This is a genomic window from Lactonifactor sp. BIOML-A5 (genome assembly GCF_009677585.1).
Taxonomy (GTDB): Bacteria; Bacillota; Clostridia; order Lachnospirales; family Lachnospiraceae; genus Lactonifactor.
In genome coordinates this window covers 92,559-112,010 of record NZ_WKYV01000001.1, presented here as the reverse complement: position 1 = coordinate 112,010, position 19,452 = coordinate 92,559, and the positions used below count along the sequence as shown (strand labels likewise).

The window sequence follows — 19,452 nt, the reverse complement described above, 5'->3', positions numbered from 1 at the left end:
CCCTGTCCCCAATGAATAAAACTTAATTATCTTCTTCCGTCATGGTATATACCTGACGTTTTCTGGCCATTTCATCACTGGCAAGATATTCATCGTAGGTTGTAATCTTATCAATTAAGGCGCCGCCGGGAACGATTTCCATAATACGGTTTGCAGTTGTTTCTACAAACTGATGATCGTGGGACGCGAAGAGGAGTACTCCGGGGAATTTGATCAGGCCATTGTTTAATGCCGTGATAGATTCCATGTCTAAATGATTGGTGGGCTCATCCAGAAGTAATACGTTAGCACCTGAGATCATCATTTTAGATAGGAGGCATCGTACTTTCTCCCCTCCGGAAAGTACTTTTACCTTTTTTATGCCGTCTTCCCCTGGAAATAGCATACGCCCCAGGAAGCCGCGGACATAGGTCGCATCTTTGATTTCTGAATACTGGGTCAGCCAGTCTGTTATGGTTAAATCGTTATCAAATTCTAAAGTACTGTCTTTTGGAAAATATGCCTGGGATGTGGTAACACCCCATTTATAGGTTCCCTCGTCGGGCTCCGTCTCACCCATAAGAATCTGAAACAGGGTGGTCTTCGCCAGTTCATTACTGCCTACAAAGGCAACCTTATCATTATGTCCAAGGGTGAAGGTCAGATTATCCAGCACCTTTACTCCGTCTATGGTCTTGCTCAATCCTTCAACCATAAGCACTTCATTGCCAATTTCGCGGTTGGGGCGGAAGTCGATATACGGATATTTCCTGCTGGACGGCCGTATATCGTCCAACTGGATCTTTTCCAGTGCTCTTTTTCTGGAGGTTGCCTGCTTGGATTTTGAAGCGTTGGCGCTGAACCGGGAGATAAACTCCTGGAGTTCCTTGATCTTTTCCTCTTTCTTTTTGTTCGCCTCTTTCATCTGCTTCACCAGCAGCTGGCTGGATTCATACCAGAAGTCATAGTTGCCTGCGTAGAGCTGAATCTTACCATAGTCGATATCCGCAGTGTGAGTGCAAACTTTGTTCAGAAAATAACGGTCATGGGATACCACAATTACAGTATTCTCAAAGTTAATCAAAAATTCTTCCAGCCAGCTGATAGCATCCAAATCCAGATGGTTGGTAGGCTCGTCCAGAAGAAGAATATCCGGATTCCCGAATAATGCCTGGGCTAACAGTACTTTTACCTTTTCACTTCCGTTCAGATCTTTCATTATAGAATAGTGGAGTGAAGTATCAATGCCAAGACCATTCAGCAGCATAGCGGCATCTGACTCAGCCTCCCATCCGTTCATCTCTGCAAATTCACCCTCAAGTTCACTGGCACGGATTCCGTCTTCGTCTGTAAACTCCTCTTTTGCGTAAATGGCTTCTTTTTCCTTCATAATCTGGTACAGACGGGCATTACCCATAATAACCGTGTCCAGAACAGGATACGCATCATATTTGAAGTGATCCTGCTGCAAAAAGGAAAGACGCTGACCGGGTGTGATATTGATTTCACCCTTTGTTGTTTCCAACTGTCCGGACAAAATTTTCAAAAATGTTGACTTTCCGGCACCGTTGGCTCCGATTAAGCCATAACAGTTACCCTCAGTAAATTTAATATTTACGTCCTCAAACAGGGCTTTTTTGCCGATACGCAATGTGACATTGTTTGCTGCAATCATGTTAAAACCTCGCTTTTATTAATATATGGATATATTTGGTTACACTCCTATTTTTATACATAGTCTTTATCTATTGTACAGTAAAATTATGATTTTGCAAGACCTATTGGAAAATTTGTTTACTTGGGATTTAATGTACTAAGTTTGAGTCTTTCCAGTCGAAAGGTATAAGGTGGCGGAGGGACGGTGAGATAAATCCCGCGTCGTCGGCCTGGCCCTGTCTCCCCGGTGCTCCCTCCTATATCCGTCCGTCTGCGACACTCCGCTCGCCGACTATTTCACCCGAACTTCACATACACAAAACCATAATTTATACTTCAATCCAGCTAATTTTCAAAATGTTATTGATTAATTCCAGTAACATGTCTATAATAGATACGTTACAAATGCTTAAAAAATAAGAAAGTGTAAAAACCATGGAAAACTTTATATTCAGTCTGAATGCCACGGTTCCGGTCTTTTTGGTGATGGTTCTGGGGTACCTATTATATAGGAAGAAAATGCTGACAGCAGAATTTGTAAAGGTCTGTAACAGTCTGAACTTTAAAGTAACTCTCCCGGTATTGCTTTTTAAAGATATCTCCAGAGCTTCTATTCAGGAGGAATGGGATACCAAAATGGTCTTATTCTGTGCTGGGGTCACTGTAGTAAGTATTGTCCTGATATGGGTTTTGGCAAAGAAACTGGTTAAGGACAGAACAATTACAGGTGCACTGGTACAGGCTTCGTTCAGGAGCAGTGCTGCGGTCTTGGGAGTGGCCTTTATTCAAAATATTTATGGTGATGCAGGGATGGCTCCCATAATGATTATTGGCTGCGTCCCTCTGTATAATATTTTTTCGGTTATTATTCTCACATTTGAGGGCAATGGTGACTCCTCCAGTCAAAACAGCAAAATAAAAGATTCCTTAACAGAAATCCTGAAAAATCCCATTATACTGGCAATTGTCATTGGGCTGATAGTTTCACTGACTAAGCTGAAGTTCCCGGCCATAGTGGATAAAACGGTGGACAGCGTTGCAGCTATTGCCACGCCTCTTGCGCTCCTGGCCATGGGGGCAGGATTTGAGGGAAAGAAGGCTATGGCAAAAATTAAGCCAACCATAGCAGGAGCCTTTATAAAGCTCATTGCTCTGCCTATGGTATTTGTACCCCTGGCGGCTGCTATGGGATTCCGATACGAGAAAATGATGGCTATATTGATTATGTTGGCAGGCCCTACCACAGTGAGCAGTTACATAATGGCTCAGAATATGGATAATGACGGAGTGCTGACATCCAGCATAGTGGCTGCTACAACGCTGCTAAGTTCGGTTACGCTGACAGGATGGATTTTCCTGAGCAAAAGCCTGGGATGGATATAGGAGGCAATAAATTGGAAAAACTGGAAATACTACAGGAAGACGGTTCAAAAACCGGAGTTGTAATGGAACGGTATGAGGCGCATATGGCGGGGGCTCTTCACGGAGTGATAAGAGTTTATGTGACACGTATCAGAGAGGGGCATCTGGAATTTCTGATTCAGAAGAGAAGCAGGTCAAAAGCGTCTTACCCGGGATATTACGATACTGCTTGTGCAGGGCATATTGATGCGGGGGACTGCGCCGTGCAGACAGCTGTGAGAGAAATGAAAGAGGAGCTGGGAATTACAGCACAGCCGGGTGATCTGACATATTTGTTCTGCCAGAGTAATGACTGGCTGGAAACCTCGGGAGAGAAAGCTTTTACAGACTATGAAAGAGATACTATTTTCTGGTATCAGAAACCGGTGATTACAGAGAAATTAGTGCTGCAGAAAGAAGAGGTAGAATCGGTAGCCTGGTATGACGCCGGGGAACTTGAGATATGGGCAAAAAGAAAAGACAGCCATATCAGTTTTACCTCAAGGGAGTTTGCCAGGGTATTAAGCAAAATTAATAATCTGCTGAGACAGGCAGAGAAAAAGGAAAGTTGAGAAAAATCCTATATGGAAAATATTTTATTTAATGATTTAGAGATATCAAAAGAATTGAAACGGGCAATCAGACACATGGGCTTCGAGGAGGCAACCCCCATTCAGAGTCAGAGTATTGTGCCAATTCTGGAAGGAAAAGATGTCATCGCCCAAGCACCTACAGGTACGGGAAAGACCTGCGCCTTCGGGATTCCTCTCATTGAGACCATCGATATGGAGGCGAAAGAGGTACGGGGGCTTATCCTCTGCCCTACCAGAGAGTTGGTGATTCAGACAACAGAAGAACTGTATAAGCTTACGAAATATAAAAATTCCATCAGAATTGTACCTATTTACGGAGGACAGAATATAGAGCGGCAGATTACCGCACTGAAAAAGAAACCCCAGATTATAGTTGCAACGCCAGGAAGGCTGATGGATCATATGCGGCGGCATACCATAAAACTGGAGCACCTGACGAACCTGGTTCTGGATGAGGCCGACGAGATGCTGAACATGGGATTCAGGGAAGATATTGATGAGATCCTAAAGAAAGTCCCCAAAGAACGTCAGACCGTACTCTTTTCAGCAACCCTGTCCCCGGCAATATTGAGTATTGCGAAGACATATTTAAACCATCCGGAAAAAATACAGGTGACCAAAAAGGAAATAACCGTTCCTTCCATACAGCAATATTATCTGGAAGTGAGCAAAGAAAACAAGATTGAGGTACTGGCCCGTTTGATTGATCTCAATAATTATAAACTGTCTATTATTTTCTGCAATACAAAGCGGATGGTAGATCAGTTGAGCGAAGAATTAGTGGCCAGAGGCTACGGCGCAGAAGGTCTTCACGGGGATATGCGCCAGGCCCAGCGTGACAGAGTTATGAAAAAGTTTAAGAGCCAGGAAGCCGAGATACTCATCGCCACAGATGTTGCTGCCAGAGGAATTGATGTGGATAATGTAGAAGCTGTGTTTAATTATGATATACCAGAGGATCTGGAGTACTATGTCCACAGAATCGGTCGGACCGGCCGGGCGAACAAGACGGGAACTTCCTATACGTTTGTGGGACCGAGAGATATGTATAAGCTAAGGGAAATTATGCGTTATACAAAAGCTAAGATCAAATACATGAAGATTCCAAAACTTTCAGAGATTGAAGATGTTAAGACAGATCGGGTATTTAGGGAGATCAATAAGATATTAAAAAGTGAACAACATTTGAAATATACAGATACTATTGAAAAATATCTCTCTGAACTGCAGACAGAAGATATTACTTCACTTGATATTGCGGCAGCTTTTCTCTCCAGAGAGGTCAGGGAAGAAAAGGGCAGAGAACTGAAAGAGGCGGTTCCTGACAAGAGAAAGAATAAATTCCGTAAAACAGGATTCGGTCGCATGGCGGGGAATTCCAGGCAGAGGAAGCCATATGATCGGAAAGTAGGCATAAAAGTACAATAAATATACCATTTTTTACCATATACTACGAATTTTCCTATATTTTAGTTGTCTTTTTTGAAAAAATTAGTGGTATATTTTCTCCAGAATTGTTATGATATCTGTAGAGCGAATGATGATAAATCAGTAAAATAGAAATAATATGCAAAAGAAAGGAATGGTGGGAAAATAATGTTAATAACCAGAGAATGCGATTATGCAGTTCGCATTGTACGGGCGTTATCTTCTGGAGGGCGTTCCTGCGTGAACGATATTTGCGGAAAGGAGGAGCTGACCCCTGCCTTTGTATATAAGATACTTAAGAAACTGGAAAAGGCGGGGATCGTACAAAGCTTCAGAGGCAGCAACGGAGGCTACGCCCTGTCTAAATCTCCGGCAGAAATTACACTTCTGGATCTCTATTTGGCTGTAGATGACGCATTCTATATGATTGAATGCCTGGATCCCAATAAACCCTGTCCCCGTGACACCGTGCATGCGCATTGCCAGGTCCACAAAGAATTATGCAGGATTCAGCAGCTGATGATGGACGAACTTAGCTCCAAATCTATGGCCGAAATCCTGGAAAGCTAGATTGTTTTTTTCAAAAAACATTGATGTTTCCAGTATTGAGGGGTTGGACATTCCTATGGGAACGTGCTATAATGTGGATTAGACTTCGGGTAGAAGTATGCAAACGGGAAACCTGCATCTGCAGGTCCAAAAGAACATTGTTCAGAACAATTTTCAAGGAGGAAAAGAACAAATGGCAAGAAAGATGAAAACTATGGATGGTAACCATGCTGCTGCACATGCATCCTATGCATTTACAGACGTGGCCGCTATCTATCCTATCACACCATCATCTGTGATGGCAGAAGCTACAGATGAATGGGCTACACAGGGAAGAAAGAACATTTTCGGACAGGAAGTACAGGTAACAGAGATGCAGTCTGAAGCAGGTGCGGCAGGTACTGTACACGGCTCTCTGGCAGCAGGTGCTCTCACAACTACTTATACAGCATCTCAGGGTCTGCTACTTATGATTCCTAACTTATATAAAATCGCCGGCGAGCAGCTTCCGGGTGTATTCAACGTATCTGCCCGTGCTTTAGCAAGCCATGCGTTATCCATCTTCGGAGATCATTCCGACGTATATGCGTGCCGTCAGACGGGCTGCGCGATGCTTTGTGAATCCAGCGTACAGGAAGTTATGGACTTGACGCCGGTTGCGCACTGTGCTGCAATCAAAGGAAAAGTTCCGTTCATCAACTTCTTCGACGGATTCCGTACTTCTCATGAGATCCAGAAGATCGAGACATGGGATTACGAAGATTTAAAAGAATTGGTAGATATGGATGCAGTAGACGCGTTCAGAACTCATGCGCTGAATCCAAATCACCCATGCCAGAGAGGTTCCGCTCAGAACCCAGATATCTTCTTCCAGGCAAGGGAAGCATGTAACCCATATTACAATGCATTACCTGCAATTGTACAGGAATACATGGACAAAGTGAATGCCAAAATCGGCACAGACTATAAATTATTTAACTATTACGGTGCAGAGGACGCAGAGCACGTAATCATTGCTATGGGTTCCGCCTGTGATGCAATCGAAGAAACTATTGACTACTTAACAGCGGCAGGCGAAAAAGTTGGTGTTGTAAAAGTTCGTCTTTACAGACCATTCTGTGCAGAGGCATTAATCAATGCAATTCCTGACACTGTAAAACAGATTTCCGTATTAGACAGAACAAAAGAGCCAGGTTCTCTTGGCGAGCCATTGTACTTAGATGTAGTTGCAGCTTTAAAGAATACCAAATTCGATGCAGTGCCTATTTTCTCAGGACGTTACGGCTTAGGATCCAAAGACACAACACCTGCTCAGATCGTAGCTGTATATAAAAATACAGAAAAGAAGAAATTTACTATCGGTATCGTTGATGATGTTACGAATCTGTCTCTTGAGACAGGCGCTCCCCTTGTTACAACTCCGGAAGGAACCATTAACTGTAAGTTCTGGGGTCTGGGCGCAGATGGTACGGTAGGTGCCAACAAGAACTCCATCAAGATTATCGGTGATAACACAGATATGTATGCACAGGCATACTTTGATTACGATTCCAAAAAATCCGGCGGTGTGACAATGTCTCACTTACGTTTTGGTAAAAAAGCAATCAAATCTACTTATTTGATCCACAAAGCAAACTTTGTTGCCTGCCACAATCCTTCTTATGTGAATAAATACAACATGGTTCAGGAATTAGTAGACGGTGGTACCTTCTTATTAAACTGCCCATGGGATATGGAAGGCCTTGAGAAACATCTGCCAGGACAGGTAAAGAGCTTTATCGCAAATCACGGAATTAAGTTCTATATCATCGATGGTATTAAGATTGGTAAAGAAATCGGACTTGGCGGACGTATCAATACGGTTCTTCAGTCTGCATTCTTCAAATTGGCCAATATCATTCCTGAGGATCAGGCTATTGATCTGATGAAAGCAGCCGCTAAGGCTACTTACGGAAGAAAAGGCGATAAGATTGTTCAGATGAACTATGACGCCATTGACGCCGGTGCAAAACAGGTCGTAGAGATTCAGGTGCCGGAATCCTGGAAGAGCGCTGCTGACGAAGGTCTGGCAATGACACATGCAGAAGGCGGCAGAAAAGACGTTGTAGATTTCGTTAATAATATTCAGAGCAAGGTTAACGCTCAGGAAGGTAACTCCCTGCCGGTATCTGCATTTACCGATTATGTAGACGGCAGTACACCATCCGGCTCATCTGCTTACGAGAAACGTGGTATCGCAGTAGATATTCCTGTATGGAACCCAGACAACTGTATTCAGTGTAACCGCTGTGCTTATGTATGTCCTCACGCTGTTATCCGTCCAATCGCTTTAACAGAAGAAGAGGCTGCTAACGCACCGGAGGGAATGAAGACATTGCCAATGACAGGTATGGCTGATTACAAATTCGCCATCTCAATTTCAGCCTATGACTGTACCGGATGTGGATCCTGTGCAAATGTTTGCCCGGGCAAGAAGGGTGCAAAAGCGCTTGCTATGGAAAACATGGAAGCCAACGCAGGAGAGCAGGTATACTTCGATTACACCAGAACACTTCCTGTAAAAGAAGATGTTGTCGCTAAATTTAAAGAAAATACAGTAAAGGGAAGTCAGTTCAAACAGCCATTGCTTGAGTTCTCAGGCGCCTGTGCAGGCTGTGGGGAGACTCCTTATGCCAAACTGATCACACAATTATTCGGTGACAGAATGTATATTGCGAATGCAACCGGATGCTCCTCCATCTGGGGTAACTCTTCACCATCCACACCATATACTGTAAATGCTAAGGGCCAGGGTCCTGCATGGTGCAACTCTTTGTTTGAAGACAACGCAGAGTTTGGATACGGTATGTTATTGGCTCAGAAGGCTGTGAGAAACGGTCTGAAAGCAAAAGTGGAAGATGTGGTTGCCAACGGAACAAACGAAGAAGTAAAAGCAGCAGGACAGGCTTGGTTAGACAGCTACAATTGCGGTGCTACCAACGGAACTGCTACGGACAAACTGATTGCCGCACTGGAAGCATGCGGATGCGAAAAAGGCCAGGAGATCTTAAAACAGAAAGATTTCTTAGCTAAAAAATCCCAGTGGATTTTCGGTGGAGACGGATGGGCTTATGACATTGGATTTGGCGGTGTTGACCATGTACTGGCAAGCGGACAGGATATCAACATTATGGTATTCGACACAGAAGTTTACTCCAATACCGGTGGACAGTCTTCAAAATCCACACCGACAGGAGCTGTGGCACAGTTTGCAGCAGGCGGTAAAGAGGTGAAGAAGAAAGATCTCGCTAGTATTGCCATGAGTTACGGCTATGTATATGTTGCTCAGATTGCTATGGGTGCTGATTATAATCAGACAGTAAAAGCGATTGCAGAGGCTGAGGCATATCCCGGACCATCTTTGATCATTGCTTATGCTCCATGTATCAACCATGGTATTAAGAAGGGCATGAGCAAAGCTCAGACAGAAGAAGAACTGGCTGTTAAGTCAGGATACTGGCATTGCTTCCGCTTCAATCCTGAATTAAAGGCAGAAGGAAAACCTGCATTCTCCTTAGACAGTAAAGCACCTACAGAAAGCTATCAGGAATTCCTGGATGGTGAGGTTCGCTACAATTCTCTGAAGCGTTCTAATCCTGAAAAGGCTGCAGTACTGTTTGAACAGTCTGAGAAGTTCGCGAAAGAAAGATATGAATACCTGAATAAGTTAATCACATTGTACGGTGGGGAGAACTAATTATCAGGAATAGATAACAAAAGCGTCGCTCTTGGGAGTGGCGCTTTTTTCTTTTTGTCGGGTGATATTTCAGATGACATTTGACGTCAGTTGTGTTACGCTTGTAAAATGAAAAAGACAGAAATGGAGAAGGAAAGCAGGAGATGTTACATAATATAAGTGCAGATGCCAGCTTGATAAGATACAGGATTTATTGCAGAAGTATAGAGCATACTAAGATAGCTGTGGGCCTCAGTGCAATAATTTTTATTTTCATACTTTTACTGTCAATGACTATATCCAAAACTGCAACTTTGGACTATGTGGACAACAAAACTGCACAGGAGGACAACACGATAGGGGATGAAGTTCACGATCCGGAAATCCCCGCATTGTCCGTCTGCGGATATGCAGGACTTGGAATGCTCGGCCTACTGTCCACTGAAAAACCTGGAGGGGTAACTGAACCAGCCTCTTATTTGGAGACAGATAAGAATAATTTTATTAGTAAATCAGAAACAATTACAGAAGAGAGTATCTCTGTCTCTATATCCGAAATATCTGCGGGTACACCGGCATTTCCAGATTTATCAGGTTCGGAGGCTGAAACTGAAAATTCAGAGATTCTGCCTGCTGATACGAATGAGTCCAATACAAAGACGGATCCTTCAAGTTCCTTTATCTTCGATACGAGTATTCGAGATGGTATTTCTGTATATGATACCAAATATTCATTTCAGATTTCTTATCCCAAAGGTATCGTGGTTACAGAATGTAAGGTTTACGTAAACGGAAGAGAGACAGGTGTGTGCGAAGATTCTCTGTGGACAGTTGATCTTCTGCCTAACCAGTCAAATGATATATTGATAAAGGTGAGTTATAAATCCTCGGACGGAGAGATACTATCTGTAAGTAAAACCTACAATGTTCCCACAATTATCTCTCCTATGGAGCTGGTGACAAATCTGGCAGAACCGGAGGACGGGCTTTATACCAGAGAAAAGTATGAATTCTATGCATACGGTGTAAGAAATGACAGAGAATACACAGTAGAAGTATATCTCAGGGACAAACTTTTGGCGCCTGAAGCAGATGGGAAGACCTACATAGCTAAGATGACGGATGGTGATAATATAATCAGAATTCGTATGCTCTGGGACGGCGAAGTGATTGAGGAGAGGGAAGTTTTGATTTTGTGTTGGATTATGCCGGAAGCCGAGGCTGTATTCTATTCTCCTATGGGAGAAGGAACGGTAACGGATCCCGAATATGTTTTCACTGATATCGTGAGGAATGTGGATACATTTGAACCTGTTCCATCTGTAGTGTATCTAAACAACGAATTACTATCATGCAGCGAGGACGGAAGTTATCACGTACTTCTGAAACCAGGGGATAATGTGATAAGAATTAATTGGTACAGCAGTGACGGGGAATCTTTTTCAGAGGCAAAGGGAGTTACCTATATTCCTGAGTAGGATATAGAGGTGAGTGGTTTACAATGTTATGATTGCGAAAATAATGTTTTTATGATATATTTTATATGAACAAGGATAATACTGATATGGTCTGATGGCAGTTAGTTTAGCTGTAATCAGCAAAAGGGAATCCGGTGAAATTCCGGAACAGTCACCACTACTGTAATGCGGACAAGAGGGCCAATACCACTGGAAGAATTCCGGGAAGGGGTCTTTGAGGAGGAAGCGGAGTCAGGATACCTGCCATATTCAGGAAGAGAGCAATAGTTCCGGGTGAAGGAAGTATGCTTTTTTTCGTGCACAAAATCAGAGAGAATAAAGGGTTCTTCTGCTTACAAGGCGGAAGGCCCTTTTCTAGTTTGGCGAAAAAAAGAACCGGGAAATATGTGGGAGGTGGTTGACAAAAAGAAAGAAATCAAAAAGAAAGAAATGCCAGATTAAATAAAACAAGGAGGGAAGTCAAAATGAAAAAAATGAGAAGAGTTTTGGGGATGTTGACTGCTGTTATACTATGTATCACCTCCATCCCTGTACCGGCAGCTGCAGACAGCAGCGTGCCAATTGGAGAAGTTTATGTAAGTATTGAGGACACAGTGCCTACACCGGCAGGAGAAACCTATCCGGATCCCAGAGGTGTTATGGCAGAAGGATGGGTAGACCTCTATCAGACAGACAGCACTATGGATGTGATTGTAAGATTGGCCGAGGCCAACGGTATGGAAGTAGTGGGGGCAGAGAGCAATTACATATCATCCATAGGGGGTCTGGCCGCTTTTGACCGGGGAAGCGGAAGCGGCTGGATGGGAACCATCAACGACTGGTTTACTAATGCCGGGTTTGGAGACTTTACAGTGGAAAGCGGAGGACTGGGGGACGGGGATACCGTATCTATCCTTTATACACTGAATTACGGCGAGGACGTTGGAAGTTCCTGGAGCAATAACAATAAAACACTGAGCGCGTTAGAATGCAGTGAGGGAGAACTGGAACCGGCATTTTCGGGGGACGTGAAAGAGTATACTCTTACGGTCCCTGAGGGAACGAAAAGTGTTACAGTGACTCCTACGGCTGTCAATAAGAATTTTCAGGTTAGATCCAGTGTAGATGGGACAGAGTACAAAAGAACTCAGGATATACCGGTAGAAAATGGAACAGTGATAACTGTCAAATGCGGAGATCCTGCCTGGCCGTCTATGAATAACCAGGCCGGAGGAGACGGGGCTCAAACCCCGGCAGAGGTGTATAGCATCACAGTACAGACCGGGGAAGTGAATCATCCGCCTAAGCTTCAAGAGGGAGTAGCCCCCAAAGCAGAAGCTAATCTGGATCTGGGACAGGCCTATACTGCGGAGCTTTCTACTATTTTTACTGACGAGGATCAGGATGAATTAAACTATAAAGTGAGTATAAACGGCAATGCCCCCGTGGAAGCAGAGGCATCTTATAGTTATCAGCCTGACAAGGCAGGAACTTCCACTCTGACTTTTACAGCTAATGACGGTTCTGTTGATTCTTCCCAGACCTATACGGTGACGCTTCATATAAAGGATACGTCAGTCACAGATGCGGATCTGTTAGAGCAGATTGAATCCAAATTATATAACCTCCGTCCTACGTATGGAACGGACAGTAATATGGTTACAATGATGGAAGAGAAGATAAAATCTATGAATATAGAAGGAACAGAAAATGTTCAGGTATCCATTTTATCTTCTTCAGATTCTCATGTTGCGGCAGATGGTGCGATTACCTATTATAATTTTGATGACTATGCAAACGCCGGATTTTCTTCTGTTTATCAGGTAAATGTGGATGTTGTCTATCACCTGGTCTTAAATGACACAGAAAAGGATATTACTAACAGAGCTTTGATCGGCTGGGATGGACAGGCTGTTAAAGACAAGCTTGAACAGGAAGAACTGCCTAAAGTAACAGAGGATTCTATAAAGGGCGAAAACGTTAATCTGCAGGAAGTGACATCCGATCTTGATTTGCCCCAGATACTGGGAGGTAGTTACCGAAACAGTCTGACACAGATCACCTGGACTTCCTCTAATCCAGAAATTATTGAGATTGTAAAGAATGGATACGACTGGGATTATAATAATTATACAGGGAAAGTTACCATTCCGTCTTCGGATACCCAGGTGACGCTGACCGCTGCGTTTACATTTACGAAGACCAACAGTACCTATGAAGAGGATATCATCCTGACGAAAGAATTTCAGGTTGCTGTAAAGAAAACCGGAGGGGATGAGGAAGAACAGCGGGCGCAGATGCAGCAAAAGCTGGATACATCTTATACAGCAGAACAGTTAAAAGATTTTATTACGAAAGAACCTTTGGACTGTGACGCTGTCACCGGGGATATGAAGCTGCCGGTTCCAAGCCAAATCGGTTTTGACAGTAATAAAGAAATAAAAGTAACCAGCAGCAACACCGATGTAATGACCATCAACGGATACCGCACATATGTCTATCAGCCGCTGCCGGGCAGTCCTGCCTCAGAGGTAAATCTGGTGATTACTTATACGAAAGATGGAATTAGTGTCTATAAGGAAATTCCACTGAAAATACAGCCCTTATCCCAGGAAGATATAGACAGTGAAATCACTCTTATGGAAAAGGCAAAAGCATCCTACTTTGAAGGAATTAATGACGGGAGGAATCTTTCCAAAGATAAGGTAACTGAGAGCCTTCATGGATTCCGTGAGGTTAGCTGGAACGAGGATCAAACAGCATTGCAGTGGTCCTATCATATTAACGATGATACGGGGAAGGGCATTCAGCCGGTGGACATTAATCCGGATGATCAGATGGGAACCAGTGGCTACCGGACCTTTAAGTCCAGCAATACATCTGTGATCACCCATGAGAATCTACTGGTGACAAGACCGGAAAATAACACTTCCGTAACAATTTCCTCTGTTTTATCCAGCATAAAATATGAAAAATATGCGGAGAAGTATCCGGAATCTGAAGATCTGCAGAAGTTATACAGACAGCCAGTATCTGTTGATGTAACCGTAAAAGGGACAAAAATGACTCCAGCCTCTGTAAGCGATGGCAGTGCAAAGAGAATCAGCAGCACAGAAGCCGAGATAAGCTTTACCTCTGATACGGAAGGAACCTATTATTATCAGGTAACCGAGGAAGGCAGCCCGGCGCCGGAGATTGATACCAGCGGCGATGGGACGGCAGCGGTGGAAGGGGTAAATTCTTTTACTGTGAAAGAACTCGCAGAAGGGGCGGCAGAGCTGTTTCTGACTGTGAAAAATGAGGCTGGAATCAGTGAAGTACTTAAAGTAAGAATTCCTGATTATGTTGATTTGACCGCAAAATTAATCAAAGATCCCAAACTGAGTACAGGAATCTTCTGGACTCCTCTGTTTGAGAGACGTATGAACGACAATAAGGGGGCAAGATTTGCGTATGTTCATCTGCCTTTAGGTACGGATACATTTGAATTTACTTTCCGGGTATCGGAGGAAGATGTGGAGGTCTATGACAGCGAAGGAAATAAAATGGTTCCGGACAGTGAAGGAATCTATAAGATGAGCATAGATGTGACCTCAGCAGCTGACGGCGATATTTACCTTCCTCAATGGCTTATGGGCTTAGGCGGACAGTCGGTAAACTTTCAGATGAAAGCAGGGGATCAGACCGCCAGCTACAGACTGAATGTTGTTAGGAAAAATCTTCGCACAGATCTGGAAGTGGTAGACTATTTCTGCATAGGCTCTCAGTATACGAATATGGGCAATTATGGTCTATTCCCGGAGCGTTCGCTGATGGGAGGGGCCAGCTGGAATACCCCTATCTCTCTGGGAGGATTCGGAGGATATATAACATATAAATTTGCAAATCCTGTGAAAAACGATCCGGCGAATCCCTACGGAATAGATTTTATTGTCTATGGCAACTCCAATGGGGGAGGAGGCTTTTCAGAGCCGGGTAATGTGATGGTTTCGGAGGATGGAGAAAACTGGTTCATGCTGGCCGGCTCGGATTATTTTGATGACAATACAGTATGGAATTATCAGCTCACATACAGCAAAGGTGAATCCAACGGTAAAAACAATAGAATCGATTGGACGGATATGTATGGAAATACAGGGACAATGAGTTTGGGAATGCATCCTCCCAAAAATGAATACTATCCCAATGCGGAATTTGACTCTGACCAGCCTGTAACAGTTACGGGCGCACTTCTGAAAAGCGATGCCAAAGACGATTATGGAACAGCGGCTGCAGCATTTCCTGATTTCGGATATGCGGATGTACATACGAACTCTAAATCCGTTGGGGGAACAGGTGAAGATGTTACGGTTACGGGTGAGGCAGGAAACCCCTACGGCACAGACAGAGAAGGCTACGGTGATGGCTTTGATCTGGACTGGGCAGTAGATGCAGAGGGAAATCCAGTTTATCTGGACAGTATCCAGTATGTCAAAATTCAGACAGCATCCCATGTGGACGGAGGGGCAATCGGTGAAAAATCTACAGAAGTTAACTCAATAGTAACCGCTGCACAAGAAGACAAAGAAGTAGGAAAGACGAATGCACCTGCCAGTATCACGGTAAACGGAGAGGCTTTAGCAATGCAGGAGGGAGTCAACTCCTATAAGGTAAAAGTAGAGGAGCAGAAGGTAACTGTAGCTGTGGACGCTCCGGTAGATGCCAATGTCTACATCAATAATCAGAGGGGAACAAGCAGAACTTTTGAATCCATGCCCCGGGAAGGAATTATTCGGGTGATTGTGCAGGAAGCAGAGAAAGAACCGGTTATCTATTATATTAATTCTCTGAAACCAGAAGAGCTTGTAAGTGAAGTAGCATTGAATCATACAAACCTTTCCTTAGGTAAGGGAGGAAGTACCCGGCTGAAAGCAGTAATAACTCCGGATACAGCTTTGGATAAAGTGGTAAGCTGGAGTTCTTCTAACCCTGCGGTGGCTTCCGTAGATCAAACTGGTATGGTTACTTCCGGCAAAGAGGGAACTGCTGTGATTTCGGTTACTTCCAATGACGGTGGAAAAACGGCAGAATGTAAAGTGACAGTTGACTTTGGCGGAACCTGGAAAAAGGATGGAAAAGGCTGGTGGTATGGGTATAATGACGGCTCATGGCTCTCGAACTGCCGGATGAAGATAGGAAGAGGATATTATGCCTTTGATGGGGCTGGATATATGAAAACCGGCTGGGTATCTCTGGGTGGAAGATGGTCTTACCATACAACAGAGGGTTCGGCTCTTATTGGCTGGCAGAAGATTGACGGTGTGTGGTATTATCTGAAAAATGACAGCCTGATGTCTACCGGATGGCTGAAGCAGGGAAATACCTGGTACTACCTGAATGGAAGCGGTCGGATGCTGACCGGCTGGTATAAGGTGGGTAATACCTGGTATTACAGCAATGGAAGCGGAGCAATGCTGACCGGCTGGCAGAAAATAGGAGGAACCTGGTACTATCTGAGAGAGAGCGGGGCAATGGCCACTGGCTGGATCCAGCTTTCGGGTAAATGGTACTATCTGAATGGAAGCGGAGCGATGCAGACTGGCTGGTATAAGGTTGGAAGTACCTGGTATTACAGCAATGGAAGCGGAGCGATGCTAACCGGCTGGCAGAAAATAGGGGGAACCTGGTACTATCTGAGAGAGAGCGGGGCAATGGCCATCGGCTGGCTCCAACTGTCCGGTAAGTGGTATTATCTTCAGAAAAGCGGGAAAATGGCTTCTGATTCGTGGGTAGGCAGGTACTATGTAAACAAGTCAGGAGTATGGACGAAGACAAGATAGACAGACAGCTAACATGAAAAAGAGAGGGCGACCTCTCTTTTTCTTAAATAGATATACGGATAAGAACAAAAAAAGTCATACAAAAAATAAAAATATATGTGTAAATAATCTAAGACATTTTAGCCAGCCTTATGGTAGAATTATAGAAAAAGGGTTTCGCAAAGGATTTTACCATAAAGAGAAAGGACATCCTGTACCATTTGAGCCCAATGAAGACATATGGTATTGCCGGATTCCCCAAAAGTGGCTGGCAGAAGGTGATACTATCTGAAAATAGATGGAAAGGAAAATGTTTTGCTTTTGGGCAGAAACAAGTATTTAAGGACATGAAGGTGAAAGAAAAAAAGGGCACAATAACAGCATTTATTATATATGTGATAACAGTACTACTTTTGTTTTATATCACTAATTTTAGGTTCGGAGGAGCTGTTGAAACCGGTCTGGTGTGGATTGCAGCCATACCTCCTGTATATGGCTTCTTCTATACAAAAGAAAAAAGAGCGCAGGAAAAGCTTACGGCAGAAGGAGCGGAGATACCAGAACTTAAAATATTTTCCATTATTAGCGCTATAGTGATTATGTTATGGACGGTGAGCTGGGCGAGGAATATGATTACAAATCCTCATGATATGAAAGGATACTTTGCCATACCGTTTGTATGTTCTGTTGGTATATATGCAGCAGGGAAAAAGTATCTGCGTTACTTCATGGCTGTTAAGCTCTCATTTCTGGTAAGCTTGTGTTATGCGGGAATTATACTTACGGCAGGGATTTATTTGATACTCACAGACGTATCTACAGTAGAAGAAACAAAGTCGGATCTTCAGAATCAGGGCTATTATAAAGTAATATATACAGGAGCAATGGGAGCGGGCAATCTGGAGAAAATAGGGATATATCCCAGTACTTCCTCTGAAGAGAAGGATGCGTGCAAATATTATCTGTTTACGGGGGAGAAGGAGGGCGGGACGTATGGGCTTGTAACTGATATATGGGATGGAACCATTGAAGCACAGTTAGATTTAAGCCTGGGATGTTCCCCAGAACAAGCTCTGGCTTTTTATGAGGCTTATCCATTTCAGAAATATTAAAAGGGGATAAGATTTTTTAAAAGAAGTACAATGAAATGTGGAATGTTTTTAACCAATTGGTATAATTAGGCAGTAAAGTAAAAAGAATAAACGGTATGGTCTGTGCTCAGCAATGAGTCAGTTTACAGGGAATCCGGTGAGAATCCGGAACAGCCTTTCTCTACTGTGTGAGGGACGAAAGCAGCGTAAAACCACTGGAACTATCCGGGAAGGTGCTGCTGGTAGGAAGAACTCAAGTCAGGATATCTGGCATACTGCGTGAAAAAAGCATCTGTTAGTAAAGACAGAGCTTTTCTTTTTATGCATAAAAGAAAAGGAGGACGAGAAAAAGAACGAAGAATCAAAGACATGGAAGACGTTTTTGCGCCTGGATATTAGTAGTTATGCTTTAATTCGGCAGCTTTCCGGCCAACGTATCTGCTGAGGCGTGGGATTCCAAAGGAGATGCGCCCAAAGAGATGGATATTCGGTTTTGGGAAGATGAATCCCCGGACATAGGATTCTATTTGAATGCTGCAGCCCGGTATATTCTTGAGACAGTGCCGGAACCCACGTTTGGAACTTCCGGAGGAGAATGGTCTGTTATGGATCTGCTTGAGGGATGTACACAGGAAGCGATTATATGAATTACATACCAGAGGGGTATTTCGATCAGTATATTGAGAAAGTGGAGACATATACTGTTGATTGTGAAGGAATCCTGCATGATAAAAAAAGTACGGAATACAGTCGTGTATTTCTTTCCTTGACTGCACTTGGCTATAACGTGTCCAATGTGGCCGGGTATGATTTTATCGATAAGCTTTCCCAGTCTTATAAGTATGCGGTTCGGCAGGGACTAAACGGTCCCGTGTGGGAGCTCATTGCTCTGAATACCGGTGACTATTCTTTATATGATTCTCCTTCAGAGGGTACCCCTGAGGATTATAATACGAAGGGGAAGATGATTGATGAAATACTGAGACAGGAAATCACCACCAATGCAGGAGTAAAGGGAGGCTGGGCGCTGAGTGGCAAGACTCCGGATCCTGATATGACAGGTATGTCGTTACAGGCTTTAGCTATGCATCTGGAAAAGCGTTTGCAAGTTGGAATACAAGTCCGGATGGAGACGGTACATCTTATAAGGCAGGAGAAGTGTTATCCATGCCTGAACATAATATAACGCTTTATGCGCAGTATACGGAAAGCTATACCATTGATCTGCAAACCAACGGGGGAAGCCTGGTGGGATATGATGTACCGGAATCTTATACCTCTGGTGACAGCGATATCCTGCTTCCTGACAGCAGTCAGATCATCCGCAAAGTGTATATATTTGACGGCTGGTTTGACAACGAGAATCTGGAGGGACAGAAAGTAACGCAGATTACCACCGGAAGTACAGAGAATAAAAAATATTATGCCAAGTGGAATCTGGATGAAACTCCGGTTGCGCAATTATCAGATACAGTTCGCGGGTGGGTAATAGAAGAACTTACCCTGGAAGATAAAGAGACAGTAAGTGCTGCCAGAACATTATATATCTCCATGATTCAGGAACAGCAGAATCGTGTAGATAATACAATCCTTCAGAAGCTGGCAAGTGCGGAAGAAAAGATAAAAAGGCTGGAAGAGAAACTCACATTAGACACAGTCAAAAAAGAGGCAAAACAATCATTAAGCAGTTACAAAGCTCCAGAAGATTATCGTACTGCCCAGCAGAAGGAGCTAAAAGAGGCCATTAGAGGCAGGAGAAGCTGCTATAGATGCGGCTGAGGACGC

At 43.7% G+C, this 19,452-nt stretch carries 12 protein-coding genes and 2 riboswitches; of the genes, 11 read left to right on the top strand and 1 reads right to left on the bottom strand.

The features are described 5' to 3' along the window. Positions 1-22: 22 nt before the first annotated feature. A complete protein-coding gene (locus GKG41_RS00455; RefSeq protein WP_072848143.1) occupies positions 23-1,654 on the bottom strand; it encodes an ATP-binding cassette domain-containing protein in 1,632 nt (543 codons plus the stop codon). A gap of 416 nt (positions 1,655-2,070) precedes the next feature. Here GKG41_RS00455 and GKG41_RS00450 point away from each other — a divergent pair, with 416 nt between their 5' ends. From GKG41_RS00450 to GKG41_RS00400, 11 genes are all read left to right on the top strand, one after another. Then, positions 2,071-3,018, top strand: a complete 948-nt coding sequence (locus tag GKG41_RS00450) for an AEC family transporter (protein ID WP_072848141.1) — start codon at positions 2,071-2,073, stop codon at positions 3,016-3,018. An 11-nt stretch (positions 3,019-3,029) separates the two neighbouring features. Continuing rightward, on the top strand, positions 3,030-3,608 hold the full coding sequence (locus tag GKG41_RS00445) for an NUDIX domain-containing protein (protein WP_173015480.1): 579 nt from the start codon (positions 3,030-3,032) through the stop codon (positions 3,606-3,608). Between the two features lie 12 nt (positions 3,609-3,620). Continuing rightward, positions 3,621-5,057 (top strand): DEAD/DEAH box helicase, encoded by a 1,437-nt coding sequence (locus GKG41_RS00440; RefSeq protein ID WP_154256333.1) that lies wholly within the window; start codon positions 3,621-3,623, stop codon positions 5,055-5,057. A gap of 168 nt (positions 5,058-5,225) precedes the next feature. Continuing rightward, positions 5,226-5,627 carry an Rrf2 family transcriptional regulator gene (locus tag GKG41_RS00435; protein ID WP_072848135.1) on the top strand — a complete coding sequence of 134 codons (402 nt, stop codon included), beginning with the start codon at positions 5,226-5,228 and terminating at the stop codon, positions 5,625-5,627. Between the two features lie 172 nt (positions 5,628-5,799). Then, positions 5,800-9,342 carry a pyruvate:ferredoxin (flavodoxin) oxidoreductase gene (gene nifJ / locus GKG41_RS00430; RefSeq protein WP_072848133.1) on the top strand — a complete coding sequence of 1,181 codons (3,543 nt, stop codon included), beginning with the start codon at positions 5,800-5,802 and terminating at the stop codon, positions 9,340-9,342. Positions 9,343-9,485: 143 nt separating this feature from the next. Then, positions 9,486-10,799, top strand: a complete 1,314-nt coding sequence (locus tag GKG41_RS00425) for a hypothetical protein (RefSeq protein ID WP_154256331.1) — start codon at positions 9,486-9,488, stop codon at positions 10,797-10,799. A 70-nt stretch (positions 10,800-10,869) separates the two neighbouring features. Then, a riboswitch (cobalamin riboswitch) is annotated at positions 10,870-11,062 on the top strand. A gap of 201 nt (positions 11,063-11,263) precedes the next feature. After that, positions 11,264-16,597 carry an Ig-like domain-containing protein gene (locus GKG41_RS00420; protein WP_154256329.1) on the top strand — a complete coding sequence of 1,778 codons (5,334 nt, stop codon included), beginning with the start codon at positions 11,264-11,266 and terminating at the stop codon, positions 16,595-16,597. Between the two features lie 332 nt (positions 16,598-16,929). Next, positions 16,930-17,688: a hypothetical protein gene (locus GKG41_RS00415; RefSeq protein WP_154256327.1), complete on the top strand. Its 759-nt coding sequence runs from the start codon at positions 16,930-16,932 to the stop codon at positions 17,686-17,688. A gap of 79 nt (positions 17,689-17,767) precedes the next feature. Next, positions 17,768-17,957: riboswitch (cobalamin riboswitch) on the top strand. A gap of 189 nt (positions 17,958-18,146) precedes the next feature. Further along, the gene (locus tag GKG41_RS00410) at positions 18,147-18,314 is read left to right on the top strand and encodes a hypothetical protein (protein WP_154256325.1); all 168 of its coding nucleotides are present in this window, start codon (positions 18,147-18,149) and stop codon (positions 18,312-18,314) included. Continuing rightward, positions 18,311-18,853, top strand: coding sequence for a hypothetical protein (locus tag GKG41_RS00405; protein WP_154256323.1), 543 nt, complete (start codon positions 18,311-18,313; stop codon positions 18,851-18,853). Before GKG41_RS00410 ends, GKG41_RS00405 begins: the two co-directional genes overlap by 4 nt. Beyond that, a complete protein-coding gene (locus GKG41_RS00400; protein ID WP_154256321.1) occupies positions 18,835-19,446 on the top strand; it encodes an InlB B-repeat-containing protein in 612 nt (203 codons plus the stop codon). Before GKG41_RS00405 ends, GKG41_RS00400 begins: the two co-directional genes overlap by 19 nt. Positions 19,447-19,452: the final 6 nt, after the last annotated feature.

What these genes read in the sequence shown, in the direction of transcription:
- GKG41_RS00455 (WP_072848143.1), bottom strand. Translation starts at nt 1,654, where the DNA reads ATGATTGCAGCAAACAATGTCACATTGCGTATCGGCAAAAAAGCCCTG.
- GKG41_RS00450 (WP_072848141.1), top strand. Translation starts at nt 2,071, where the DNA reads ATGGAAAACTTTATATTCAGTCTGAATGCCACGGTTCCGGTCTTTTTG.
- GKG41_RS00440 (WP_154256333.1), top strand. Translation starts at nt 3,621, where the DNA reads ATGGAAAATATTTTATTTAATGATTTAGAGATATCAAAAGAATTGAAA.
- GKG41_RS00435 (WP_072848135.1), top strand. Translation starts at nt 5,226, where the DNA reads ATGTTAATAACCAGAGAATGCGATTATGCAGTTCGCATTGTACGGGCG.
- nifJ (WP_072848133.1), top strand. Translation starts at nt 5,800, where the DNA reads ATGGCAAGAAAGATGAAAACTATGGATGGTAACCATGCTGCTGCACAT.
- GKG41_RS00425 (WP_154256331.1), top strand. Translation starts at nt 9,486, where the DNA reads ATGTTACATAATATAAGTGCAGATGCCAGCTTGATAAGATACAGGATT.
- GKG41_RS00420 (WP_154256329.1), top strand. Translation starts at nt 11,264, where the DNA reads ATGAAAAAAATGAGAAGAGTTTTGGGGATGTTGACTGCTGTTATACTA.
- GKG41_RS00410 (WP_154256325.1), top strand. Translation starts at nt 18,147, where the DNA reads ATGGATATTCGGTTTTGGGAAGATGAATCCCCGGACATAGGATTCTAT.
- GKG41_RS00405 (WP_154256323.1), top strand. Translation starts at nt 18,311, where the DNA reads ATGAATTACATACCAGAGGGGTATTTCGATCAGTATATTGAGAAAGTG.
- GKG41_RS00400 (WP_154256321.1), top strand. Translation starts at nt 18,835, where the DNA reads ATGCCTGAACATAATATAACGCTTTATGCGCAGTATACGGAAAGCTAT.